Source organism: Parabacteroides sp. PF5-6, assembly GCF_029504695.1.
Classification (GTDB): domain Bacteria; phylum Bacteroidota; class Bacteroidia; order Bacteroidales; family Tannerellaceae; genus QVMG01.
Genome location: NZ_JAQFIN010000001.1, coordinates 20,394 through 46,416, shown reverse-complemented (window position 1 = coordinate 46,416; position 26,023 = coordinate 20,394). Strand labels below are relative to the sequence as shown.

Here is a 26,023-nt window from a genome sequence, read left to right as displayed (position 1 = left end):
AAAGAGACGTATGAAACATCAAATCATTCTACTGGGGAAAGATATCACCTCAGTCTATCACGCCATCAAGGAGTTCGCGCCCGACTACATCCACCTGTTGTACACGGAAGCCACCCAGGGCATTGCCGACACCATGTTTCCACTCCTGCCCGCCTCCATCTGCCGGTGCGCCTACCTGACGGATCCCTACGATGGCAATCAGGTGATGGAGATCTGCCGCGTGATCCATAAGGAATACAAAGGGGAGTTTATCTATCACCTCTCCGAAGGCACCAAACCGATGGCGCTGGCGGCTTATCAGGTGGCAAAAGCAAACAATAGCCGTGCTTTCTACCTCACCCAACTGGGCGAACTGGTCTGGCTGGATACGTTTGAGAAGGTATCCATGCACAGCACACTGGATAATGAAGAGATCATCAAACTGAGCGGAAACGTACTGTCGACCTACCACGACATCAAAGACCTGCGCGACGACGATATCACCACCTCCAAACAAATCAAACGTTTCATCGAGAATTATCCGCAGGAGCATGCCCGCATCATGAAGTTTTTCGGGGTGATCTGCCACCGTCAGGTCTCCCGCCTGCCGGCGTCGAAGTTATTAACCAACGAACTGCGCTTTAAGATTATCAACGGAGGCCTGCTCTTCACCCAAAAGGGGCAGATCCTTTTGCGCACCTCCAATCGCAACGCGCTCTATCTCTATTTCAAAGGCAGTTGGTGGGAAACACTCGTGGCACATCAGGTACGTGTCTGGACCGAGCGCCAACCCAACCCGCCCGAAGCCTGGCAGAATGTATTGTTTCAGACCGATTCGGAGAATACGCAGTCGAAGAACGAAATCGATGTGTTGGTCAACAGCCGGCAGAAGCTGATTTTTATCGAATGTAAGTCGGGCCATGTCACACAGAACGACGTCTATAAGATCGACGGCGTCCGGGAAACCTACGGCGGAGATATCTCCCGCGCCGTATTGGCGAGTTATTATCCGGTGGAACACTACCTGTTGGAGAAATGCAAAGACGTGCAGATCAATGTCTTTGCTCCGACCTTCTTCGAAGATCGCCTGAATCACCTGAACGAATTGCCCAACTGGCTGGATCAGGTCGTTTCAGAGCTGCAGCTCTGAAGCAATTATGAATTATGAATTATGAGAACCACTTAGTCTCTTTTTCTCATAATTCATAATTCATAATTACGCTTTGCTCTGCAAAGCGTTAAGGTTTTTGGTTAAACCTTTTATAATGAAGAAAAATTACTTTATAAGAGTTATCTTCAACTCTTGCCAACAAAAGTAAGAAGAGCCCGGACATCAAAAGCGAGGTATTCCGTTCAACTATTTAAGAATTCGTCTATTTTTCTTGACAATTCATCAAAAAGAGGGCCAAATTGTCAAATTGTCAAGAAATTCTTACCACTTTATCCGCTCCTTCGTATGAATAGACACAAAAAAAGCGAACCTTTCGGTCCGCTTTTTTTTGTATCATTCGGAATGTGTATTATTCATCCAAAAGGATTTCCAACATCTGAACGGCTGCCTTGGCTACGGAAGTACCGGGGCCAAAGATAGCGGCAACGCCAGCTTTGTACAGGTAGTCATAGTCCTGTGCCGGGATTACCCCACCGGCGATCACGATGATATCCGGGCGACCAAGCTTCTTCAGTTCTTCGATCACCTGCGGCACCAACGTCTTATGACCGGCAGCCAATGAAGAGACACCCATCACATGCACGTCGTTCTCAACCGCTTGACGGGCTGCTTCGGCCGGCGTCTGGAACAAGGGTCCCATATCCACGTCGAATCCACAGTCGGCATAACCGGTTGCTACTACTTTCGCGCCACGGTCGTGTCCGTCCTGACCCATCTTGGCGATCATGATACGGGGCTGGCGACCTTCTTTCTTGGCAAACTTCTCGGCCAATTCCGTCGCTTTCTGGAAGTCGGCATCTTTACCTGTTTCTGATGAATACACGCCTGATATTGTTCTGATGATTGCTTTATAACGTCCTGCCACTTCTTCGCAGGCATCGGAGATCTCACCCAGGGAAGCACGCAAGCCGGCGGCTTTGACAGCCAGTTCCAAGAGGTTGCCTTTCTTCGTGCGGGCACATTCGGTGATGGCAGCCAATGCTTCTTTCACGGCTGCTTCGTCGCGTTTGCCACGCAGGTCTTCCAAACGTTCGATCTGTTGCAGGCGAACGGCTGTATTGTCGATCTCGAGGATATCGATCGGGTCTTCTTTCGCCAAGCGGTATTTGTTGATACCGACGATGGTCTGCGCCTGTGAGTCGATGCGTGCCTGTGTACGGGCAGCAGCTTCTTCGATACGCATTTTGGGAATACCGGTCTCGATAGCTTTCGCCATACCACCCATGCTTTCGATCTCCTGAATCAACGCCCAGCCTTTGTGTACCAGTTCGTTGGTCAGTGTTTCCACGTAGTAGGAACCGGCCCATGGGTCGATCTCTTTACAGATCTGGGTTTCTTCCTGGATATAGATCTGGGTGTTACGGGCAATACGGGCAGAGAAGTCGGTCGGCAAAGCGATCGCTTCGTCCAAAGCGTTGGTATGCAGTGACTGGGTATGTCCCAATGCAGCAGCCATCGCTTCGATACAGGTACGTCCCACGTTGTTGAACGGATCCTGCTCGGTCAGCGACCAACCGGAAGTCTGACAGTGCGTACGCAAAGCCAATGATTTCGGGTTTTTACCTCCGAAGCTCTTCACAATCTTCGCCCACAACATACGGGCAGCGCGCATCTTGGCGATTTCCATAAAGTGGTTCATGCCGATCGCCCAGAAGAACGACAAGCGCGGAGCGAACGCATCCACATCGATACCGGCATTGATCCCGGCGCGCAGGTATTCCATCCCGTCGCAAAGGGTATAAGCCATCTCGATATCGGCAGTCGCACCGGCTTCCTGCATGTGGTAACCGGAGATAGAGATCGAGTTGAACTTCGGCATCTTCTGTGAAGTATATTCGAAGATATCAGCGATGATCTTCATGGAGAATTCGGGCGGATAGATATAGGTATTACGCACCATGAATTCTTTCAGGATATCGTTCTGGATCGTTCCTGCCATCTCTTCCAGTTTAGCACCTTGCTCCAAACCGGCATTGATATAGAACGCCAGTACGGGAAGAACGGCACCGTTCATGGTCATGGAGACAGACATCTGGTTCAAAGGAATTCCATCGAACAAGACTTTCATATCTTCCAGTGAACAGATGGAAACACCGGCTTTCCCTACGTCACCTACCACACGGTCGTGGTCGGCATCGTATCCGCGGTGTGTTGCCAAGTCGAATGCCACCGACAGCCCTTTCTGACCGGCTGCCAGGTTACGGCGATAGAAAGCATTTGATTCTTCTGCGGTAGAGAAACCGGCATACTGACGCACCGTCCAGGGACGCATCGCGTACATACCGCTATACGGTCCACGCAGGTAAGGAGGTAAACCGGAAGCGTAGTTCAGGTGCTCCATGCCTTCCAGGTCTTCTTTTGTATAAACGGATTTCACATCGATCAACTCGGGTGTCTTCCAATCCGCTTTAATTCCATTTTCTTTTGCCCATTGCGCGCCATCGGTAGCCACAAATCCGGCATTTTTGATATCTATGTTCTTAAAAACTGGTCTCATAATTCTTCTACTTAAGCGATTCCTAATTTAACGTTGAAAGCTTTCAATGTTTCGAGCACGTTGCTCTTGACATTTACAAATTCAGTAATACCCTGAGCTTTCAGGTCGTCCATGCAGGCAGGTGCGCCGGCTACTACCAATTCAGCCTTGCCATTCAAAGCTTTCAAAGCAGCAGGAGCGTATTCTGCGTATTCGTCGTCGCTTGAGCAAAGAACCACAATACTGGCTCCTGCTTTCAAGGCAGCATCTACACCGGCTTCTACCGTTTCGAATCCCAGGTTGTCGATGATCTGGTATCCGGCACAGCCGAAGAAGTTTCCGGAGAACTGTGAACGGGCCAGGCGCATCGCCAGGTTACCGATCGTCAGCATAAATACCTTCGGAGTCTTGCCACTCTTTTCAGTAGCCAAACGGAGCGTTTCGAAGTCGGAAGCACCACGAGAGAAGTCTAATTTCTCGATCTCAGCATTCGCGCCACATCCGCAGCCGCATTCGCTTTCATTCTTGATCTTTCCGGCAGCCACTTCGGTGATGTTCGGATATTGGTTGGTTCCCAACAGGATTTCCCGGCGGGTAGCCACGGCTTTGCGGCGAGCAACGGAAGAAGCGTTCACCGCTTTCTGTACTTCACCGGCTTTGACTGCGGCGTAGAAACCACCCATTTCTTCCACCGCGAGGAAGAGTTTCCATCCTTCGTCGGCGATCGAGTTGGTCAATACTTCAATATAATAAGATCCGGCAGACGGGTCGGCTACCTTATCGAAATGACATTCTTCTTTCAATAACAACTGCTGGTTGCGGGCGATACGTTCAGAGAAATCGTCCGAATCCTGGTAAGTCACATCAAACGGAGCAACCGTAATTGAATCCACCCCGGCAATAGCGGCCGACATGGCTTCGGTCTGTGTACGCAGCAGGTTCACATGCGCATCGTAAACCGTCAGGTTCCATTGCGAAGACTGAGCCTGTGCTACCATCTTGCAAGCACAGTTGCAATCGGGTTGATAGGCTGCGACAATCTCTGCCCACAACCAACGGGCTGCGCGGAACTTTGCGATCTCCATAAAGTAATTGGCAGTCGTGCCGAAGTTGAATTTGATACTCTTGGCTACTTCCGTTGCTGTGAAACCGGCTTCGGTCAATTTGGCCACGATCTCGTTACCCCAAGCCAAAGCGTATCCCAGTTCCTGTGCGATATAAGCACCCGCATCGTTCAACTGACAAGCGTCAACAGCCAATACGCGGTAAGCCGGTAAAGCTTTTCCGGCACGCAATACGGCAGCTGCCTGTTCTACCCAACCGTCAAAGGCTACACCTTTCACCAACGGTTTCTTGAACGGATTGTAATCTACCGATCCTTCGCATTTCGCCAGGTCGGCGCCTTTGCCTTTGAAGTAGTCTGCCAACAGGCCGATCAATGTTTCTGCTTTGTTGTTGCAAGTCTTGAAGTTCAGTTCTACACATTCCGGACAAATACCTTCCAACAGCGTAGCGATGTTTTCTGCCTTCACATCGTCGCCACAGAAATGGAAACCCAAAGAGGTGATACCCTTACTTAAGATATCCCGCGCTTTGGCATTCGCTGCTTTGAAATCCTTTACATCAATGTTTTGGCGCACCTTCCAGTCGTTGTCCTTCTTTGTTCCGCGAACATAAGGAAATTCACCCGGAAGGGATGTCGTCGTCTTCAAACCTTCGATGTCTTCTGCCCGATAAAATGGATTGACGTTAAATCCTTCGCTTGTTCTCCAAACAAGCTTTTTCTCAAACGGTGCCCCTTTCAGGTCGGCCGTGATCTTTGCCATCCATTCCTCAGTCGTAATGGGTGGAAATTCTGAGAAAAGTTTCTCTTTTAATTCTGCCATAATATTTTTTGTTTATAATACTGGTATTAGTATATCATTAAATAACAGGGGGCAAAGGTAGGACAAATAAATAGTTCAGGCAACGGAAAAATCCCGAAATTGGTGTGGATTTTCATTATATTTGCACCGTAAAACACTACAAACACCTATTCGTCTTATGAATGAGAGTATTCTCAACGGACTTTTGAATCTGTTTGCTATTTTCGCCTCTATGGTTAAGATTGAGAACGGACAGGCGATCCGGGCTATTCACTCTTATCTCTCCAGCCACTTCGGGGTACGCGCTCACGATCAGTACATCCAGTTATACAATGAGTTGCGCAGCATGTACGACGACGAAATGATTCCGATCAATAAAGAGGAAGTCGTGCGCAACATCTGTATGCAGATGAAAGTCAAACTGACGCTTGAAGAACAATTCCTTCTGTTGGTCCGTTTTGTGGAGTTCGCGCATAACAACAGTGAAGAGCTGAACAACCATATCCATATCTTCCGGATCGTTGCCGAGATCTTCCATATCCTGCCGACGGAGTTCGAAGATATATTCGCGTTCGTCACCGGAGGGTTCTCGCCCAACCTGTTGACGATCGACGCCCAGCCGGTCGAACACGAGACCGACAATCATATCTGCCGTGAAGGCCTCGAAGGCTATCTGACGGTGTATTCTATCAAACGGTTCGAGCAGTTTATCTTCACCTATCACGGGGCGGCCCAGGTGTTTATGAATGATATCCCGCTGGCGCCGGATATTTTCTACGGCTGGCAGCCCAGCAGTGTGGTGAAAAGCCCGCTCTTCCAACCGATCTACCATAGCGACCTGCAGGCAATCTTCTCCAACCGGGAGAAAAAAGAAATCATCCGTCTGGCGGGGAGGGATATTGATTTTACCTTTAAGAAAAGTACGAACGGCTTGCACAACTTCTCGTTCGACCTCGAATCGGGGCAACTGGTTGCCATTATGGGCGGCAGCGGCGTGGGGAAGTCCACCCTGTTAAGCCTGATGAACGGTAATCTGCGTCCGGACTCCGGAACGATCACGATCAACGGTCATTCGATCCATACACCGGAAGGCAAGCAACTGATCGGCTTTGTGCCGCAGGATGATTTGTTGATCGAGGAATTGACGGTGTATGAGAACCTGTGGTTCACCGCCCGTTTCTCGTTCGACGGTCTGACGCCGGAGAAATTGGAAGAGAAAGTCGATAACGTCTTGAATGAGTTGGACCTGTCAGAGATCAAATCGCTCGAAGTGGGTTCGCCTCTGCGGAAAACCATCAGCGGCGGGCAACGGAAACGCTTGAATATCGCCCTCGAATTGATACGTGAGCCGGCGATCCTCTACCTGGACGAACCGACCAGTGGATTGTCGTCGACCGATTCCGAGAAAGTGATGATGCTGCTCAAAGAACAAACCCACCGGGGACGGCTGGTCGTGGTCAATATCCACCAACCTTCTTCCGAAATCTATAAACTGTTCGACCGCCTTTGGCTGCTCGACAAAGGAGGATACCCGATCTACGACGGTAACCCCATCGAGGCGATCACTTATTTCAAACATATCGCCAAATACACCGACCAGGATATCAGCGTTTGCAGTACATGCGGGAATGTCAATCCGGAATTGATCTTGAATATCATCGATTCGAAGATGATCGATGATACGGGTAACCAGACCGGTATCCGTAAGTTTACTCCCGAGGAATGGCACGAGCGTTACCTGCTTTCGCGTCCCGCGCTTAAGCCGGTCAAGCAGGCCCGGCTACCGGATAATAAGATACAAAAACCACCCTGGTGGAAGCAGTTCTTTATCTTCTCGGAACGCAATATCCGCACGAAACTCACCAATAAACAATACCTGACTATGGCGCTTGCCGTGGCTCCGCTGTTGGCGATTATCGTGGCATCGATCACCCGTTATGTCGACAATGGGGTGTATTCACTTTATACGAACAAAAACTTTGTCTCGTATATCTTTATGGCGGTGATCGTGGTTACTTTTATTGGGTTGAGCATCAGCGCCGAAGAGATAATCAAAGACCGGATCATCATCAAGCGGGAACGTTTCCTACAGTTGAGTCGCAGCAGCTATCTGGTATCCAAGATGATCTACCTTTGTGCGCTCTCCGGTTTGCAGACTTTGTTTTTCATTCTGATCGGGAATACGATCCTGGGGGTAAATATAAATATGTTTGCCGTCTGGTGGAGTATTCTCTGGATGACGGCGTTCGTGGCCAACCTGACGGGGCTATGGCTGTCGCAGACCTTAAGTTCGATCGTCTCTATCTATATCTCCATCCCGATACTGCTCATCCCGCAGATCCTGCTTTGTGGGCTGGTGATCCATTTCGATGACCTGAATACGCGGGCGGCTCAGAAGAATATCGTGCCCCTTGTTGGCGAATTGATCCCTTCGCGTTGGGCCTTCGAAGCCTTGGTGGTGGAAGAATATATCGACAATGCCTACAATCAGCCTTTCTTTTATATTGAAAAGGAGAAGTTTCTGGCTCAGTATTATGAAAGTGTGCATCTGCCGGAAGTCAGAAGCCTGGCAGAACAGCTTCGGGAGAATGATGCGGATAATCGGCAAACGATCGACAATGAGATCGCCGTCTTGAGCCGTGCCGCGCGGATCGAACCGAAGACAGCCGATGAGTCCTACCTTTCTTATCTGGATAAAGTGGAGAAAGCTTTGCATCAACGCGCCCATAACTTCACCGCTTTGTTGGATAAAGAAAGGGAAGCAATCATTCAATCGCATAGTGAAGTCTGGTTTAACAACCTCAAGCAAGACAATCATAATCTGGCCATCGAAGAGTTGGTCTTGAATACGCAAACCACCCGTTTTTTCAAGGAAACGAACCACCGGCTCTATCCGCAAATCGGTATTATCTATGTAGAACCGGATAATCAATGGGGGCGTTCTCACTTCTATTCTCACGTAAAGAATGTGGGCGGGAATAAGATTTCTACCTATAAATTTAATTTATTGGTTCTCGGTTTTTTTGCAGTATTCGTCATAATAACTATCTTCGCAGAGTTTCCCGGGCGTCATTTCCGTGATCCGAAAGAATATTAAAAAGAGAATAATATAACATTAAATGAATCATTATGAAAAGAAGTATTGTTAGTCTGCTTACCGCATCCGCCCTTATCGTAGGGATGGTCTCCTGCTCCGGTGGCAAAAAAGCGAAAGAAGATGCCGCGAAAGAAGAAGCTGCTGTGATCGCCGGTAACGTACCCAAAAGTTTGTTGACAGAAGAATTAAAAACGGAAACCATCCGCTTATTGAATGATATGCCGGAGTCGGATCTGCCTTACCGTATTTCATCAGGTGAGGTGACGATCGGTGTGGGTAACTTGAAATATATGTTGCCTGTCGCAAAAGCCGGTGAGCTGACTACGCCCTCACAAAAGGCACGTGCCTGCGGGATGTATTTCTCCGACTACAATGTATTGATTATAACCGGTCAGCCGACTACTGAGGTAGAAGCGGTTCTGACGAAGCTGACTGCCGATCTGAATATTTCTTATGTAATGAATACCTTGAAAGAGGCTGCTCCGGCAAAGAATGCAACGAAAGAAGACGTGCAAAAGTTCTATGCCGATCAGGAAAACAAGATCGTCAAAGCGTTGGCTGATGACGACAAATTGAACCTGGTGATCGAACTGCTTGCCGGTGCTTCTGCTGAATATGCTTGCCTGATGGCTAATCCTTCTTTAGTGGTTAAAGGGGATGCGACTACTGCCGGCTTGTCTGAGAATATGGAAAGACGCGTAGTTGTTTTGGGCGAGATCACGGCTGACCTTTCGGAATACTATCCGGAACTGGGCGCTTTGGGAACTTCCATCGCTCCGTTGAAAGAAAAGACTGCTACGATCCAGACTGCCCGCGATGCCAATGCGGACATCATGGCCATCCGTGATGGGTTATTGAAATAAGAAAAAGGCCTTATAAAAGGAAAGCCGGCGCTATCATTGGGTGGTGCCGGCTTTTCTTTTTTCTATTTAGGAACTCATAAGAACTCATAAGAACTCATAGGAATTCATAAGAGAAAGGAGCCCTAGGATTTCCTAGGAGTCCTAGGGTTCCTATGAGTTCTTATGAGTTCCTATGAGTTCTTATGAGTTCCTATGAGTTCTTATGAGCTCCTATGAGTTCCTATGAGTTCTTATGAGTTCTTATGAGTTCCTAATTTCCCTTAAGCCCCTTAAGCCCTTTAAGCCCCTTACTCCCCCTTATAAGAAATCGTCAACAGCGTAATATCATCCGACTGAACCGCCCCAAGCACGAAATCACCTACCGTCTCGGTAATGCTATCCACAATCTCCTGCGAGGTCTTGCCTGTCAGTTCGCGGCAACGCTCCATCAGGCGCTTGTCGCCGAAGAGTTCGTTGTTTTTATTCCGGGCTTCGGTGATGCCGTCGGTATAGAGAAACAGGCTGTCGCCCGGCATCAGCTGCAGTTCTTTCTCGTGGAACGTGGCGTTGGGGATGGCGCCCAGGATATGGTCGCCGGTCATCTCGATAAAGGATGCCTGGTTGCCCTCGGTCATGCGTACCGGTGGATTATGTCCGGCATTGGAATAGGTGATCCGTCCCGTATGGATATCCAGGATACCGTAGAACACGGTCACAAACATATCATTCACACTTTCTTTACACAGGAGCTCGTTGGCTCGTTTCATGCATTGGGCTGCCGAGTTCTCCGTCAGGGCAATCGCGCGGATCACCGTGCGGCTGATTGCCATAAAGATGGCGGCTGGCACGCCTTTGCCTGATACGTCGGCAATGACAAAACCCAAACGGTCCTGATCGATGGTAAAGAAATCGTAAAAGTCGCCCCCCACATACTTGGCGGCGCTCATATAGGCATAGATATCAAACGACTTCGCTTCGGGGAAAGGATTGAATTCCTTCGGCAGGATCGTCTCCTGAATCTCCCGGGCGATCTTCAGGTCGGATTGGATCGACTTGAGTTGCAGGTGTTCATGTTGCGCGTTCTTGATGAAGCGGATCTGCTCGATCGCCTTCTCGATCGTGCGATCCAGGTCTTCCAGATTGATTGGCTTGGTGGTGAAGTCGAAAGCGCCCCGGTTCATCGCCGTACGGATATTGTCCATATCGCCATAGGCCGACACCATAATGCATTTCATCGCCGGATTGCGCAGCTCGTTGATCTTGGTCAACAAGGTAAGCCCATCCATCTCCGGCATATTGATATCGCTGAGGATAATATCGAAATCGGGCTGGGTCAGGATCGCCTGAAGCGCTTCCAACCCATTATGTACAAAGGTGAATTCGTATTCCCCCTTTTTAATCTTCCGCCGGAAATACTGTGTCAGTAATATCTCCAGGTCTTGTTCATCGTCTACGCTGAGTATTTTTATGGGTATCATTGTTCTCCTTCTTATAATGTAACCGGCAGAGAGATCACAAAGCGAGTATATGCATTCTCCCGCGTTTCCATCTCTATTTTGCCTTTATGTTTTCCTTCTACGATTGATTTGGTCAGCGACAAGCCCAGTCCGGTGCCTTCGCCGACGGGTTTGGTCGTAAAGAACGGCGTGTAGAGTTGCTCCACAACAGCCTCGGGCATGCCCACCCCGTTGTCTTCGACGCTCAGCTTCACCCAGTCGCCTTCGCGCCACAGGTTGATCTTGATCACCGGCGTATAGGGTGCCTCCGCAGCCATCTTCGAACGGCTGAACACGGCATAACAGGCATTGTTGACCAGATTGATCACCGCCCGGCTCAGGTCTTGCGGGATCACTTTCAATACCGGCACATCCTCGGCGTAGTTCTCCTGGATCGTCACGTTGAAACTCTTATTGTTTGCCCGCACGGCATGATACGACAGCCAGACATATTCGTGGATCAGGTGCTGCAGATCCGTTTCCAGGAAGTCATCTTTGCCGCGCGAATAGAGCAGGATCCCACGTACGATGCTCGAAGCGCGGTTGCCATTCTCTTCGATCTTCAGCATATTGCCTTCCAGGTCGTTCATCAATTCGCGAAACTCTTCGCGCGTCTCTTCCGACAGTAGCGAGTCGGTTTCCGACAACAGCTCTTCCATATCTTTCAACAATTTGGCTGAGAGCTTGCTGAAATTGATAACAAAGTTAAGCGGATTCTGTATCTCATGGGCAATGCCCGCGCTTAACATGCCCAGCGACGCCAGTTTATCTTGCCGGCTGAGCTGCTTCTCGAGGTATTCGATTCTTTCTTTCGGATCAGTCTTCATCTTCTTCTTCCGCTTCTTTGGGTGGTTCTATATATTGATGTATCGGAACGGACAGGACAAATTCCGTATAATTATTCTTCTCGCCGGTCACCGTCAGTGAACCCCGGTGGTTCAACACCACTTCACGGCTCAGGTACAATCCCGTGCCGGAGGCTTCCGAGGTCGGCTTGGTGGTAAAGAACGGTTCGAAGATCCTTTCTTTGATATTCTCTTCGATGCCGATGCCGTTGTCGTGGATATAAATCACGATATACTGTCCTTCCCGACGCAGGCGCACCAGCAAGGTCGGGTCGTACGTTTCTTTCTCCGCCTTTTTCAGTAGGGCATAGATCGCGTTCTGGTAGATGCTCTGCAACACCTTTCCCATCTGTTCGATATGCACATCGATCATAATGGGCAACGCCAGGCCTTCGAAAACCAATTCGATCTGCTTGTTTTGAATCTCTTTTTCGTAGCTCTTGGCGATAATATCCAGGTTGATCTTGCAGAGGTGATTGATATCGGCCGGGGTGAAATTGCCCCGATGGTCTTTCAAGAGCTCTTCCATGGCTTTGACGATGCGCACCGTATTGGCGCCATGCTCGGTGATCTTCTGCAGGTTGCCGGTAATCATTGCGATGATCTCCAGCGAGTCCTCGTAGTTCTCCTTACTCACCGCGGTTTCTTCATTGCGCAGATTCTTCTGCAGGTCGGAAACCAGCTCGAGCGACAAGCCGGCGAAGTTATTAATGTAATTCAAGGGGTTGAGAATCCGGTCGACCAGCCCTTTGGTCAGTTGCCCGACGGTAGCCAGGCGTTCGCTGCGCACCAGTTCATCCTGCGCGTCGGCCAGGTCGTCCAAGGCTTTCGACAGTTTCTCCGATTCCTGCAAGACCTGGTCGCGCTGCACCCGCAACTCGATCGTACGTTCCTCGACCACCTTAGCCAGATACTCTTTCTGCCGCAACTGCTTTTTCCAGCGCGACTTCACGATCTGAAGCACGATCAATCCGAGGATCAACAGCCCGAAGGCAGTGTCCCAGTTATAATAAATCGCAAAGCCGGTGACTACCGCGCCGACCAGAAAGGTCTTCTCGGCAATCTGTATCTTCAGCTTCAGCCGTTGTATATCTTTCACATTAAAATCTGCCATATTCAGTGTAAATCCTTAATGAGGGTAAGTCTGTTTCTGTCTCTCCGGCGGCAATAGCTCACTTCGGTCATGATCTCCCGGATCAGGTGAATGCCCAATCCGCCGATCGGCCGGTCGTTGGCCGGTTGTGCAAGATCGGGCTGCTCTTTGGCGGTCGGATCGAACGCCATACCCGCGTCGATCAGTGTAATCACCAGTTTATCGTCCATTTTCTCCATGCGCACCGTAATCCGTTTCGGCTCCATGCCTTCCGGGTAAGCATACATAATCACATTGGTCACCGCCTCTTCCAACGCCAGATTGAGCCGCAGGCATAGTTTCTGATCCAGATTAAAGTCGGTAGACTTCTCCGAGACAAACGCGCTGAGCCGCCTCAACTGGCTCAGTTCATTCTTCAATCGTATCTCTTTCGGCTTTCCCACAGCGCAGATCGGGGCTATTCGATCGTCAGGATCGAAGAGAATCCGGTGATATTAAAGATATCCATGATATCAGCATTGATCCGGCGCAGGCGGAAACTGCCTTTCTTCACTGTCATGCCCTTCTGCAGGGTAAGCAATAGGCGCAATCCGGCACTGCTCACATAAGTCCACTCCGCGCCATCCAATACAACGGCTTTTGTGTCCGTATTCAATATCTTGTGTATCTCTTTCTCAAAATCTATCGCCGTCAGCGTATCCAGCTGGCCCGACAAATAGATCAGGGTTTCCTCACCCGGTTCGATCTTTATCTTCATACTTGTTTCGTTTTCTTCTCTGATTGAGTAAATGCTTCTCTAATTGATTGAATCTTTCTCAAATTGAGCAAATGTAATGATTCTGCCGGGTTCTATCACGTAATGAGGTAAAAAAATTCAACTCCTGCAGGAACAAAACCATTCATTTATGCCTCTTATCGCTTTCTTGCGGACTGTTTTGTTCGCATACGCAAGCGTTTTAGTTCGTTTCTCGGTATTTTTAGATCGTTCCACAGCTGTGAAACAATCGGCCCACAGCTGTGAAGCAACCGGCCCACAGGTGTGGAACAACCGGCCCACAGCTGTGAAACGATCTAATGTTAAGGAGAAAAGCAAAAAAAGAACGGGCGAAGAGCCATTAATTCCTTAGGTTATAGCTCTTACGCACAAACAAAAAGAGTAAAAAGAAAAGTATTAGCGATCATTTAGACTTAATAAACGAATATTTTCAGTCGTTTCTGTCAGCCGCATGGGTTATTTGTTTATTTTTGCATGGCAAACTACAAAAGGAAGAATTTCTCCATGGCGGATATTAATTTACGAGGGATGGGAGTGGCGCTTCTGACTCCTTTCAATGAAGATGACAGCGTAGACTATGAGGCTTTAGGCAAGTTGGTGGACTATCAATTGCAGAATGGCACGGATTATTTGGTCGTGTTAGGCACAACGGCCGAAACGCCGACACTGACGGAAGAAGAGAAGAAACAGATAGTCAACCTGGTCGTCACCCGGGTGCGCGGACGTATTCCGATTGTATTAGGTGTGGGTGGCAACTGCACCCGCGCGATTGTGGAGCAATTGAAAGCAAATGATTTTGAAGGGATAGACGCGATATTATCCGTCGTTCCTTATTATAATAAACCCTCTCAGGAAGGGATCTACCAGCATTATCGCGCCATCGCTATGGCCACCCGCTTGCCGATCGTACTCTACAACGTGCCGGGAAGAACCGGTGTGAATATGACGGCGGAAACCACCCTGCGCATTGCCCGGGAATTCAAGAATGTCATTGCCGTCAAAGAGGCATCGGGCAATATCACCCAGATGGATGATATCATCAAAAACAAACCGGCGAACTTCAATGTGATCTCCGGCGACGACGGCATCACCTTCCCATTGGTCACCTTGGGTGCTATCGGTGTGATTTCGGTGATCGGCAATGCTTTCCCCCGGGAATTCAGCCGTATGGTCCGCCTTTCCCTTTCCGGTGATTATGCCAGCGCGCGTACCATCCATCATAGCTTTACCGAACTATTCGATCTGCTCTTTGTCGACGGCAACCCCGCCGGCGTCAAATGTATGTTGCACATGATGGGCTTCATCCAGAACAAACTCCGCCTGCCGCTTGTCCCCACGCGCATCGGCACCTTCGAGAAGATCCGGGACGTGTTGCATCAGTTGAATATTAAGTGTTGAAATAACGATTAGGGGTTAAGAGGCCTAAGGGGTTTAAGGGATTTAAGGAGTTTAAAGGGCTTAAGGAACTTTGGACTCCTTAATTTTTTAGGCCCTTTAAACCCCTTAAGCCCCTTAGCCCCCTTAAACCCCTTAGCCCCTTCCCCCTTAACCTCTTCCCTCCCTTCAACCAACCCCCTCTCTTTATTGTTATTAATAAGAAAAGCCTTCAAGATATGCCATTTTGGCATTTCTTTGTTCTGGCATTTGTTTTGCAGAATAATAGATAAAAGGACAAAAGATAAAACCGAATAAACAAATGAATTTGAACAATTTTACAATCAAAGCACAAGAAGCCGTACAGCAGGCTGTATCCTTGGCTTCTGCCCAAAACCAACAGGTGATTGAACCGGCGCACCTGCTCAAAGCAGTCATTCTGACAGGTGAGACGGTAACCAATTTCCTCTTTCAGAAGTTGGGCGTAAACATTTCGAATATAAACCTGGTTCTGGACCGGCAGATCGAATCGTACCCGAAGGTATCGGGTGGTGATCCTTATCTGTCGCGCGAGGCGAATGCCGTTTTGCAGAAAGCGATTGACTATTCCGGCAAGATGGGCGACCAATATGTCTCGTTGGAACCGATTATCCTGGCGCTATTGACGGAGAAAAGTACAGCCTCCCAGATCCTGAAAGATGCCGGCGTGACGGAAAAAGAACTGCGTCAGGCCATCGAAGAATTGCGCAAAGGCAATACGGTGAACAGCCAGTCGGCGGAAGATACCTACGATGCCTTGGGGCGTTACGCGATCAACCTGAACGAACGCGCGCGCAGCGGCAAGCTCGACCCGGTGATCGGACGCGACGATGAGATCCGGCGCGTCTTGCAGATCCTTAGCCGCCGCACGAAGAACAACCCGATCCTGATCGGCGAGCCCGGCGTGGGTAAGACAGCGATCGCCGAAGGCCTGGCGCACCGGATCATCCGGGGTGACGTGCCGGAGAACCTGAAATCCAAACAGATCTTCTCACTCGATATGGGCGCCCTGATTGCCGGTGCCAAATACAAAGGGGAGTTCGAGGAACGCCTGAAGTCGGTGGTCAACGAGGTGGTCCAATCGGACGGCGAGATTATTCTCTTTATTGATGAGATCCATACCCTGGTCGGAGCCGGCAAAGGGGAAGGCGCGATGGATGCGGCGAATATCCTCAAACCGGCGCTTGCCCGCGGCGAACTGCGTTCGATCGGTGCGACAACGCTGGATGAATACCAGAAGTACTTCGAGAAAGACAAAGCGTTGGAACGTCGTTTCCAGACCGTAATGGTGGAAGAACCCGACGAGCTGGATACCATTTCGATCCTGAGGGGATTGAAGGAGAAGTATGAAAATCATCATAAGGTGCGGATCAAAGACGATGCGATCATCGCCGCCGTGCAGTTGTCGTCGCGTTATATCTCCGATCGTTTCCTTCCGGATAAAGCGATCGACCTGATGGATGAGGCGGCTGCCCGCCTGCGTATCCAGGTCGACTCCGTGCCCGAATCGCTCGACGAGGTATCGCGCCGCATCAAACAATTGGAGATCGAACGCGAGGCCATCAAACGCGAGAACGATAAAGCGAAGCTGGAGTCGCTCGGCCAGGAGATTGCCAACCTGAAAGAAGAAGAGAAAAAGCAGAAAGCCCAGTGGCAGAGCGAGAAAGACCGGATCAATCAGATCCAACAGAATAAGATCGACATCGAACACCTGAAGTTCGAAGCCGACAAAGCCGAGCGCGAAGGCGATTACGGCAAGGTGGCCGAGTTGCGCTACGGCAAGATCAAAGCCAAAGAGGAAGAGATCGAAGAGATACAGGCCAAGCTGCATGAAATGCAAGGCAGCGAAGCGATGATCAAAGAAGAGGTCGACAGCGAAGATATCGCCGATGTGGTATCGCGCTGGACGGGCATCCCGGTCAATAAGATGTTGCAGAGCGAGAGAGAGAAGTTGTTGAACCTCGAAGACGAGTTGCACACCCGCGTGGTCGGACAGGAAGAAGGCATTCGCGCGATCTCCGATGCCGTACGCCGCAGCCGTGCCGGACTGCAGGACCCCAAACGCCCGATCGGCTCGTTTATCTTCCTGGGAACCACCGGTGTAGGGAAGACCGAACTGGCCAAAGCCCTGGCGGAATATCTCTTCGACGATGAGAATATGATGACGCGTATCGATATGAGCGAGTACCAGGAGAAGTTCAGCGCCACCCGCCTGATCGGCGCCCCTCCGGGATATGTCGGTTACGACGAAGGCGGTCAATTGACCGAAGCCATCCGCCGCAAGCCCTATTCCGTCGTGCTCTTCGACGAGATCGAGAAGGCGCATCCCGATGTGTTCAATATCCTCTTGCAGGTGTTGGACGACGGACGCCTGACCGACAACAAAGGGCGCGTGGTCAACTTCAAGAACACCATCATTATCATGACCAGCAATATGGGCTCCTCCCTGATCCGGGAGAATTTCGAGCGAATCACGCCCGACAACCGGGAAGAGGTCGTTGACGAAACCAAAGTGCAGGTATTGGAATTGCTCAAAAAGACCATCCGGCCGGAGTTTCTGAACCGTATCGATGAGATCGTGATGTTCTCGCCGCTCGATGAAGACGAGATCCGCCAGATCGTTAGCCTGCAGCTCACGGGCGTGAAGCGTATGCTGGCGAAGAACGGTTTCACCCTTGAATTTACGGACGCGGCGGTCGCTTTTATCTCGACCGAAGGCTTCGACCCGCAGTTCGGTGCCCGCCCCGTCAAACGCGTGATCCAGAAGTACGTACTGAACGAACTCTCGAAAGCCCTATTGGCCGGAACCGTGCAGCGCGACAATCCGATCCGCATTGACAGGGAAGGCAATGAGCTGGTGTTTAGGAATTAAGTAGTACCCTTTGAATCGAAAATCGGCCTTAGCCAAAGTAGATATCTCCGATGATAGTCCTGAAAGGACAGTGAGCGCTGAAAGTGCGTTAGCTCCTAGCCCAGGGTGAATAGGCCGTCAGGTCTATGAAACCCTGGGGCGGACACACCACGCACACAACGGAGCGCTGAAGGCGCGAAAGCAAATCTTTCGCGCCTTCAGCGCTCACTGTCCTTTCAGGACGAGTGGCGCGACTACTTGGTACTTGTTTCACCACAAACCAACTCTCTCTATTTTCACCCCACCGAATTATCCATTATCAATTATCCATTATCAATTAAAACATTATCTTTGTCTCTGTATAACCCATAAAACAAAACATTATGAGTGAAAAAGAAGAATTCAACTACGACGAGGATGATTCCGTAAAATTTATCCGGAACTATCTGCCTCTGGAGCTAAAAGAAAAGTTTAGCGACGATGATATCAACTACATCGTAGACCTGATCTATGATTTCTATGACTCCAAAGGTTATCTGAGCGATGAAGACGAAGAAGGAGATATCGAAATCGATGAAGACGAACTGATTGCCTACGTGGTGAAAAACGCCAAGAAAGACGGGGTTGGCAAATTCGACGCGGAAGAGATCATGTTTATCGTACAAGGAGAGCTCGAATATTGCGATTCGATCGATATGTTTGAATAAGTATGTGAACGGGGTATAAACAAGTTCAAACGTTTTTCTGTTATAAGTAAAACAGTTATTAATAGAAAAAAAAGTGATGAAGAACGTAAAATTATTTTCAGTGGTGCTGCTTAGCGCGGCGTTGGTTTTCACCAGTTGTGGTACATGGAATAACACGGCCAAAGGAACGGCTATCGGTGTGGGCGGCGGAGCTGCCGTAGGAGCCGGTGTCGGAGCTATTGCCGGAAATACAGCCTTGGGCGCGGTGATCGGTGCGGCTGTCGGTGGCACTGCCGGTGCATTGATCGGCAAGAATATGGACAAGCAAAAACAACAGATCGAACAATCCGTACCCGAAGCGACCGTAGAAAAGGTGAACGACGGCGAAGGCCTGAAGATCACATTCGACTCCGGTATCCTGTTTGCCACCAACTCGAGCACAGTGAGCGACGCTTCCAAGAATGCCTTGTCCAATTTTGCTACGACATTGAAGAACAATCCGGACACCTACCTGCGTATCATCGGGCATACCGATAACACGGGCAAGGTCGACTACAACCAGACGCTCTCTGAAAAGCGCGCCAAGAGTGTGGAAGACTTCCTGTTGTACCAGGGTGTAAACAGTGGCCGCATGACTTTCGAAGGCAAAGGAATTCATCAGCCGGTGGCCGATAACAGTACCGCCGAAGGCCGTGCCTTGAACCGCCGGGTGGAGATCATCATCATGGCAAACGAAAAGATGATCCAGGAAGCACAGGCCGGAACGTTGAATTAATCGTCTTTCCGCTGCCACTCCCGGAAAGTCATTCCGGTATATTGTTTGATCGTTCGGCTGAACGTGGCACCGTGCAAAAAACCAGACTTGGCCGCGACCTGTTCCAGTGACAGCTCGCGGTCATTTTGTATCAATTCGCAAGCATATTCAATCCGCTTACGCGCCATAAATTCCGAGAAGCCACAACCGTATTCCTCATTCAACAGGCGCGACAGATACGTCCGGTTCGTATTCGCCTTAAGCGCCAATTCGTCCAACCGCAGGTGGGGCTGCAGAAAAACCTGCTCCTCCCCGATCAGCCGCGTAAAAGCAGGATGAAGCTTCTCTTTGATCCGCAGCCAGGCTTCAATTTCGCTATCGCCTGTTCCCGACTGAATAGTATCATCCGCCGGGCTTTCCGCCGCATTCTTTATCTGCAGAAGCTGATAGCCCAGGTAATACAAGGCTGCTCCCCAAAGACACATATTAAAGGCGATAAGTATATAAATCTTTAGAAAAACCAGATAATCCCAGGTCAACAGAAACAAAGCGAAGAAAAGCGTTGTCAAAAGGAAACGGAACACAAACCGGTGACGCGTCATAATCCTCCAGCCATAAACCAATAATCCGTTGACAAACAGCAACACAAATACCTTATAAACATAGATATACAATACGCCATACAAGCGGCTGAGGGAATCCGGATACACCTTCTCCTCATACGAATGAACCGTATCGCGAATCAAGATCGCCATCTCCTGCCGGCCGATCCACAGATAAACCGTCAGACACAATACGCTAAACAACAATCCGGGCAGGAATACCCCAAAGTCTTTCCACCCCAGCCTGTCCCCATGGCTCAACGCCCGGATCAGTAAAGCCAGGCACGACAAGAAACCAAAAACACAAAAGACCTCGACAATATCCCAGAACGGACTATACTGCCCCACGTCGTTCTCCTGCAAAAACAGGAAACGGATAAACGAAGCCACCGCCATAAACAGGAAGGCTCCAATGCCCGCCTTCAACGCCCGCCCGTTCCGCTTCCACTCAAACGACAAGGTCGTTATCCAGAAAAGACAACAAAAACAAGGCACCAAATAAAGTATATTGTATAACATCTCCTTTTTAACTACTTTGATTACTCTGACTACTCTGACTACTCTGACTACTCCTTTGATTCCTCTTCCTTCCCCTGAGCCGATACACCTGATAACTGATAAAATAGAAGAAACCACCCTGCACCGCAAAAAGCACATAGAAAGGAATATAATCTTCAATGAAATAGAGGTATTCACCCACCAGAAAGATAAACATAAACACCAACAGGATAAATAAAGCCCACACCATCTGGTTCGCATGCGCTTGGGAATAACCTTCCGGCAAAGCGAAAAACTGACGCGGATTCTCTTTCGTGCGGATCTTACGAACGATCAGAAGGACACACAACACATTGACCAACACCAAGGCCAACAGATTATTCAGATACGCCCCGATCAGGTATTGCACGATATTGGCAAAGCCGGCGAAAGCGAAAATCGCCTCCCGCCTTTTCACCTCACTCATCATATCTTCGAAATGCGCCGTGCCCAGGACAATCGTACAAAGCGTAAACACCACACCCATCAACAACGGAGGCAGTAATACCGCGTAGTCTTTCCACATGAAAGGGCGGCGGTCGGTCAGCGCCTGATAAAACAGAAACAACAAGGCATAAAAGCCGGCATGGGTATACGCCACCAAAACGGCCAGTTTGCTAAACAAATGGTGGTCCGTCCGGCCCATATACATCCAGTAAAACGAATTGATCATACCTACAACCAACACAATAATCCAAAGGTTTTGTACCCGCCAGTTCCTTTTCCAGTCCACCGCCAGGGTGATTGCCCAGAAGAAACAGATCAAAAAGGGAGATAGTAGTAATAATTCCTGAAACATGTACGCCCTGATTTATTTTCCTTCATCCATTAAATGCACACCAAACAAAGGTAAAGAAAAAAACAATACAAAAGAGGGCATGTCTATTTTGACACGCCCTCATTGCTTTTATTTGTAGTGACTGTAAGTATCTGGGTTGGGGCTGGATCAGAAGTTATCAAACCCAGCATCTTGGCTCCTCGCCTGGTCAGGCGAGGGGGACCGCCGCTTGCGGGGGTGGAGTGGTTGTGCAAAACCTAAGATATTGATATATAAATACATAAAAAAAGACAACCTCTCCACCACTGCAAGCAGCGGTCCCCCTCTCCTGTCCAGGAGAGGAGCTTTGATAGTATATCAGATACTTCTGAGTCACTCCCAACCCAAATAGCCTACCGTCTATTCGAATGAATCATTAATCATTACTTTCCACGTCTGCTTACCGGCTTTTACCAGGTAGATACCTGCCGGCAACGTAACGCTTTTCGAACCACGAAGTCCACGAAGTTGCACAAAGGTTTGGCCGGTAACAGTATAGACAGCCGCATCGATGGCATTAGCCGTTCCATTGTCAATTGTCAATTGTCCATTGTCAATTGCAATATTGATCTTGCCGAAGGCAATATCAATATTGCCCGTTGTTCCGCCTGCTCCTTCGATAACAACAACAATAGAAGTAATCACTTTATCAATCGTATAAGTCAGCACGGTTGAGCGCAGCTCGTTGGCTTTCACCTCGATACCATTCGCAAACACATGTACCTTCTCCGGATCAATGCCATCGGCAAGCGTCAGGCTGAAAGTAAACTTCTCGCCATAAGGCACCAGATGCGTACCCGCCCCTACATTATATATAATACCTTCCACCTCGGGCAGGGTCACGGGATATTCCTTCAGCGCAATCAAAATCGTATGATCGGCATCCACTGGGTTGAGGATATACGAGAAATAGTTACCCGCATCCGAAGCTGTAAAGGCCGTTTCGATGCCATCGATCAGGAACAGGATATCTTCAGCCCCCAATGTCCGGTCTTCCGGAAGGAACTGCAGGAACAGGTGATCGCCTTCAGCTACCGTATGATTCCCCGCCGTCAAGCCAGCGATATCGATACCATCGGCGACTTCAAGGTTGATGGTGTAGGTGGCACCGGTGCCGGGAGTTTCCGGTTGGTATTTCGGATTAAGTACATCCGGTTGATTGTCGCCAAAGATGGCCAGTTTAGGCATTAGTACTCCCGTAGGATCAATCAGCCATAGATCTTCAGTCCAGGACTCAGGCATTTCTCCCGACCAGTTGGCGCCGTTCATACCGTCGTGAACAAAGGTTTCGTCTGTTCCATCCGGGATATTGCCGACCCAGGCGTAGTTGTTGGAGAGGGTTACTTCTTCGCCAACACCTATAACCCTATTCGCAAAATTCGGGGCAGCCACAGATGGACTGGCAACCACACAACTTTCAATGGAAGATCCTCCGTTACATCCTCCTACTAATCCACCTGCGCCAAAAGTCGCAACAACTTCACAAGCAGCGTAAGAATTAGAGATCGTCGTTTCCTCCATTCCTCCGACTAATCCACCTGCGGCTGAACCAGCAGTAACTGAGCCATAAGCATAACTATTTATGATGACACCTCCATTCGTGTCCCCAATAAGAGCACCAGCATAATCACCTTTTGCCTCTATAGTTCCGGAAGCATAACAATTACTAACAGAAGTCTGATAAGTAGCTCCTATCAGCCCACCAACAAATTCTCCCCCTATAATCCCAGCAGTCGTAGTCTCCACACCCAGATTTTTAATGACAGCATTATTCACTCCACCAAAAAATCCGACTTGATTAACTTCTGGTTTATTAATCCATAGCCCGGTAATTTTATGACCATTACCGTCGAAGGTTCCTTTAAAAGGCTTTTTATCTATTCCAATCGACATCCAACCAGTTTCACCATCCATCCCAGGCTCTCCGTCTTTTAGTTCAATATCCGACATCATCGTAAAGGTATAATCGGCCAATGAATTTGCTTCTTCTTCATAATCCCCTGCCCCAGCCACAATCTCCGCCAGTACGGCTAAGCCGGCTTGGGAGTTGACAAGATAGCTCTCCACGCCAGGTTTTAGGCCATCTTCGATATTCGGGTTGATCTGCAGATATTTAACAGTTTCGTCACGGATCATATACGTACCAAGCCCTTGGTTCATCTCTCCTGTCTTTGCTTCATCTCCGTCATATGCGGTGGATGCAAAATATATAAAACTTTCAGGAGTAGGCAAATTAGTAGCATAGATCGCACCTATCTTCCCTTGTGAGAAAACACTACAAGTTGAGGCAAGCTCAAGTGTACCACTCATATAAATCCCTGAACCACCCGAGATGGCTTTCAATGTTCCACCGTCTTTAATCTCAATATCAGTAGCCCAAACTCCCGCACATCTGTTAGCCACATCCGATTCATAACTACCATCTTCTCCTGCTTTTGTGACTAAAGTAGCACCTTGTACACTTAGATTCCCACTTAAATAAACAGCTGTTGGCCTAATACTTGCAGGGACTGTTACATTCAAACGGCCCTTCCCGGTAATCGTTAAATTTCCTCTTTCTACATAAATGCCAAAATTTCCTTTCCCAATTAGCGTGCTTTCTAATGTATTAACACTACCGTCAGTCAATATAAGTTTGGCATCCGTACTTACTACTTGCAAGGCAATATCTGCACTTGTTATAAACTCAAAGCCATCAAGCGTCAGCGTATTTTCTGAGACACTCCATTTCCCAACATTTCCGGTATATTCAGTTCCTGTATCGGAGTTCGTGGTGCGCAATGTACCGTTGCGAAAAAAAAGCGTATGGTTTACAGTCTCCGCCAGCGCATTGCCCGTAAACACCAAAAGCGCCAAGGCGCTTAATAATAACGTGTAAAATTTTTGTTTCATCTTTTGATTTTTTTTTGTGTAAATTATTATATGATATTGAGTAATTCCAATTGAGTAATTTTTCGGATTGCCGAGTGCGATAAACGGTTACTTGATGCCCCGACGAGAGGGGGCGTCCTTTCAACAGGGCAAAGGTACGGCAGCGATTGAAAAAGAATGGTTTATATAATAGGCAAATATTTAGCAGACAAACAACAGAACTTGACGGATTCACAAAAAGATTTAGCAGAATGAAAAAAACGACCCTACACATAAAAGTTTTCACCTCCCCTTGCACCTTGCGGCGAGATCTCTGTGGCGGGGTTTCAAATCTTGTGAAACTTGAAGATTTTCCGGGGTAGCAAGTGGACTATCTCAGTTCCTCTTCTTGGATAAGAAGAGGGGGACCACAGCTTGCCGTGGTGGAGCAGTTTGATCTTCTGACAAATCATAAATACCTATCTCATACAAAATTAGGATCAAACTACCCCACCATCGCCTACGGCTCTGGTCCACCCCAATTCCCCTCCTGCCCGAGGAGGGGTGGCACGCCAGAGGCGTGACGGGGTGGTGGGAGCTAAGAAGGGGAGCCAGAAATGTCCATCTGCTATTATCCTGCACCTTCACATTTCCTTCGATTTACCGCTTCGCGCCTACCAACTACTAACTACCAACTACCAACTACTGAAGAAAATCGGAAGATTTTCTTCGATGCGATTTCTAAACCATTGAAAATAAGACATTAATATCCCCTTCGCAAACTTCCGGTAGTTTGCGCACCAACTACCGGTAGTTTGGCGATAAAGTATTAGTAGTTTGCGCGCAAACTACCGGAAGTTTCTCACATAAAAGTTTTTAGTCCGGTATTCACCTTTCACCCGGCCGCCAGATCCCTGTGTTGATCAGCGTTTCGGGTGAAAGGTAAAGGCATACTTAAAAAAACGTCAGACCTTGCCGAAAAGGCCGCCGGCCTTTTATAAAACCCTGCCGGCCTTTTAGAAAACTCCGGCGGCCTTTTGGAAAACTCCGGCGGCCTTTTTCGGTAAAGGAGGTGCTTTTGTAGTCGAATGGAAGATGTTAATAAATGTAAGCGACAAATAGTGGTAAACCGATCATTCCGAACAGCGTTTTTCGTTTTTTTACTACCATCATACAGCCGGGACAGGCGACAATGTTAAACCGATCACTGTTGGGGCTCTCCAACAGGTACCAGAAAGTTACTTACAGGATTTTCATTGCTTTTTCTGCCATCCGAAATAGCTATACAATTGATATACAGAGGCAAAAGAAAATCCTGTATGATGTAAGTAAAAAAACGAAAAACTTTGTTCGGAGGTTTTTTTTTGGGTTTTAGCCACGGATCACACGGATTTAATATGTTCGTAAACTGCGCGCGAAGCGCGCTTTCAAGTATTGTGAAATTGGAAGATTTGCGACTGTACTTCACCAGCAAGTGACTAACCGGGCATGTTCGCGTATTCCGCCTGTTTCTTTTTTGGCAGTTTCTTCACGACCTCTTCTACCGCGTGGTTGATCAAAGAGCGGATCAGGGCGTCCGGCACATCACTGGCCAATACGATCCGGTTCCACAACAGGGTGGTCTTTATATGGCTCGGGCCAATGCCTTCGTACCGCTCGCGCAGCTCCAGCGTGTAGTCGGGATCGCATTTCAGGTCGGCCTTGTGGATCCCGTCTTTCGGTGTCAATGCCAGCATGGCGAACATCTTGTCCATCACCTTGAAAACCACCACGTCGGGATCGATAAAAGGTGTGCTCTCGGTCGCGCCTTTCACCGCCATACAGTGTTCACGGAATGCTTCGATATGCATACTTGTCGTTTTTATCGGATAAAG

Annotated in this window: 19 protein-coding genes; 7 read left to right on the top strand and 12 right to left on the bottom strand. The window is 48.9% G+C overall.

Annotated features, from left to right (window positions below; translation table 11 throughout):
• The first annotated feature begins 10 nt into the window (after nt 1-10).
• The gene (locus M2133_RS00175; RefSeq protein WP_277463921.1) at nt 11-1,129 is read left to right on the top strand and encodes a DUF1887 family CARF protein; all 1,119 of its coding nucleotides are present in this window, start codon (nt 11-13) and stop codon (nt 1,127-1,129) included.
• Nucleotides 1,130-1,499: 370 nt separating this feature from the next.
• Here M2133_RS00175 and scpA read toward each other — a convergent pair whose 3' ends face one another.
• Complete coding sequence (scpA, locus tag M2133_RS00170) at nt 1,500-3,647, bottom strand: methylmalonyl-CoA mutase (RefSeq protein ID WP_277463920.1); 2,148 nt, start codon at nt 3,645-3,647, stop codon at nt 1,500-1,502.
• Nucleotides 3,648-3,658: 11 nt separating this feature from the next.
• Entirely contained in the window at nt 3,659-5,512 is a 1,854-nt protein-coding gene (gene mutA, locus M2133_RS00165) for a methylmalonyl-CoA mutase small subunit (RefSeq protein WP_277463919.1), read from the bottom strand.
• Nucleotides 5,513-5,669: 157 nt separating this feature from the next.
• Between mutA and M2133_RS00160 the strand changes: the two genes are divergently transcribed.
• A complete protein-coding gene (locus tag M2133_RS00160) occupies nt 5,670-8,588 on the top strand; it encodes an ATP-binding cassette domain-containing protein (protein WP_277463918.1) in 2,919 nt (972 codons plus the stop codon).
• 32 nt (nt 8,589-8,620) lie between these two features.
• Nucleotides 8,621-9,451, top strand: coding sequence for a hypothetical protein (locus tag M2133_RS00155; RefSeq protein WP_277463917.1), 831 nt, complete (start codon nt 8,621-8,623; stop codon nt 9,449-9,451).
• Between the two features lie 287 nt (nt 9,452-9,738).
• Here M2133_RS00155 and M2133_RS00150 read toward each other — a convergent pair whose 3' ends face one another.
• From M2133_RS00150 to M2133_RS00130, 5 genes are read right to left on the bottom strand one after another with little or no spacing between them, the layout of a single operon-like run.
• The gene (locus M2133_RS00150) at nt 9,739-10,905 is read right to left on the bottom strand and encodes a SpoIIE family protein phosphatase (protein ID WP_277464308.1); all 1,167 of its coding nucleotides are present in this window, start codon (nt 10,903-10,905) and stop codon (nt 9,739-9,741) included.
• 14 nt (nt 10,906-10,919) lie between these two features.
• On the bottom strand, nt 10,920-11,753 hold the full coding sequence (locus M2133_RS00145) for a HAMP domain-containing sensor histidine kinase (RefSeq protein ID WP_277463916.1): 834 nt from the start codon (nt 11,751-11,753) through the stop codon (nt 10,920-10,922).
• Nucleotides 11,743-12,885, bottom strand: coding sequence for an ATP-binding protein (locus M2133_RS00140; RefSeq protein WP_277463914.1), 1,143 nt, complete (start codon nt 12,883-12,885; stop codon nt 11,743-11,745). Before M2133_RS00140 ends, M2133_RS00145 begins: the two co-directional genes overlap by 11 nt.
• A gap of 2 nt (nt 12,886-12,887) precedes the next feature.
• On the bottom strand, nt 12,888-13,307 hold the full coding sequence (locus M2133_RS00135) for an ATP-binding protein (protein ID WP_277463913.1): 420 nt from the start codon (nt 13,305-13,307) through the stop codon (nt 12,888-12,890).
• 14 nt (nt 13,308-13,321) lie between these two features.
• Nucleotides 13,322-13,621 (bottom strand): STAS domain-containing protein, encoded by a 300-nt coding sequence (locus M2133_RS00130; RefSeq protein WP_277463911.1) that lies wholly within the window; start codon nt 13,619-13,621, stop codon nt 13,322-13,324.
• Between the two features lie 522 nt (nt 13,622-14,143).
• Here M2133_RS00130 and dapA point away from each other — a divergent pair.
• Complete coding sequence (gene dapA, locus M2133_RS00125) at nt 14,144-15,037, top strand: 4-hydroxy-tetrahydrodipicolinate synthase (RefSeq protein WP_277463910.1); 894 nt, start codon at nt 14,144-14,146, stop codon at nt 15,035-15,037.
• Nucleotides 15,038-15,045: 8 nt separating this feature from the next.
• On the opposite strand, the gene M2133_RS00120 is transcribed toward dapA, so the two are convergent.
• The gene (locus M2133_RS00120; RefSeq protein ID WP_277463908.1) at nt 15,046-15,249 is read right to left on the bottom strand and encodes a hypothetical protein; all 204 of its coding nucleotides are present in this window, start codon (nt 15,247-15,249) and stop codon (nt 15,046-15,048) included.
• Between the two features lie 86 nt (nt 15,250-15,335).
• Here M2133_RS00120 and clpB point away from each other — a divergent pair, with 86 nt between their 5' ends.
• The 3 genes from clpB to M2133_RS00105 all read left to right on the top strand — a co-directional run bounded on the left by clpB (nt 15,336) and on the right by M2133_RS00105 (nt 19,364).
• Complete coding sequence (gene clpB, locus M2133_RS00115; RefSeq protein WP_277463907.1) at nt 15,336-17,924, top strand: ATP-dependent chaperone ClpB; 2,589 nt, start codon at nt 15,336-15,338, stop codon at nt 17,922-17,924.
• 362 nt (nt 17,925-18,286) lie between these two features.
• Nucleotides 18,287-18,610 (top strand): hypothetical protein, encoded by a 324-nt coding sequence (locus tag M2133_RS00110; protein WP_277463906.1) that lies wholly within the window; start codon nt 18,287-18,289, stop codon nt 18,608-18,610.
• Between the two features lie 76 nt (nt 18,611-18,686).
• Nucleotides 18,687-19,364, top strand: a complete 678-nt coding sequence (locus M2133_RS00105; RefSeq protein WP_277463904.1) for an OmpA family protein — start codon at nt 18,687-18,689, stop codon at nt 19,362-19,364.
• Here the strand turns inward: M2133_RS00105 and M2133_RS00100 are convergent.
• From M2133_RS00100 to M2133_RS00085, 4 genes are all read right to left on the bottom strand, one after another.
• Complete coding sequence (locus M2133_RS00100) at nt 19,361-20,464, bottom strand: helix-turn-helix domain-containing protein (RefSeq protein ID WP_277463903.1); 1,104 nt, start codon at nt 20,462-20,464, stop codon at nt 19,361-19,363. The two genes, M2133_RS00105 and M2133_RS00100, sit on opposite strands and share 4 nt — an antisense overlap.
• A gap of 7 nt (nt 20,465-20,471) precedes the next feature.
• Nucleotides 20,472-21,281, bottom strand: a complete 810-nt coding sequence (locus tag M2133_RS00095; protein WP_277463902.1) for a hypothetical protein — start codon at nt 21,279-21,281, stop codon at nt 20,472-20,474.
• Nucleotides 21,282-21,659: 378 nt separating this feature from the next.
• On the bottom strand, nt 21,660-24,191 hold the full coding sequence (locus M2133_RS00090) for a GLUG motif-containing protein (protein ID WP_277463901.1): 2,532 nt from the start codon (nt 24,189-24,191) through the stop codon (nt 21,660-21,662).
• A gap of 1,436 nt (nt 24,192-25,627) precedes the next feature.
• Nucleotides 25,628-25,999 (bottom strand): MmcQ/YjbR family DNA-binding protein, encoded by a 372-nt coding sequence (locus M2133_RS00085; protein ID WP_277463900.1) that lies wholly within the window; start codon nt 25,997-25,999, stop codon nt 25,628-25,630.
• Between the last annotated feature and the right edge of the window lie 24 nt (nt 26,000-26,023).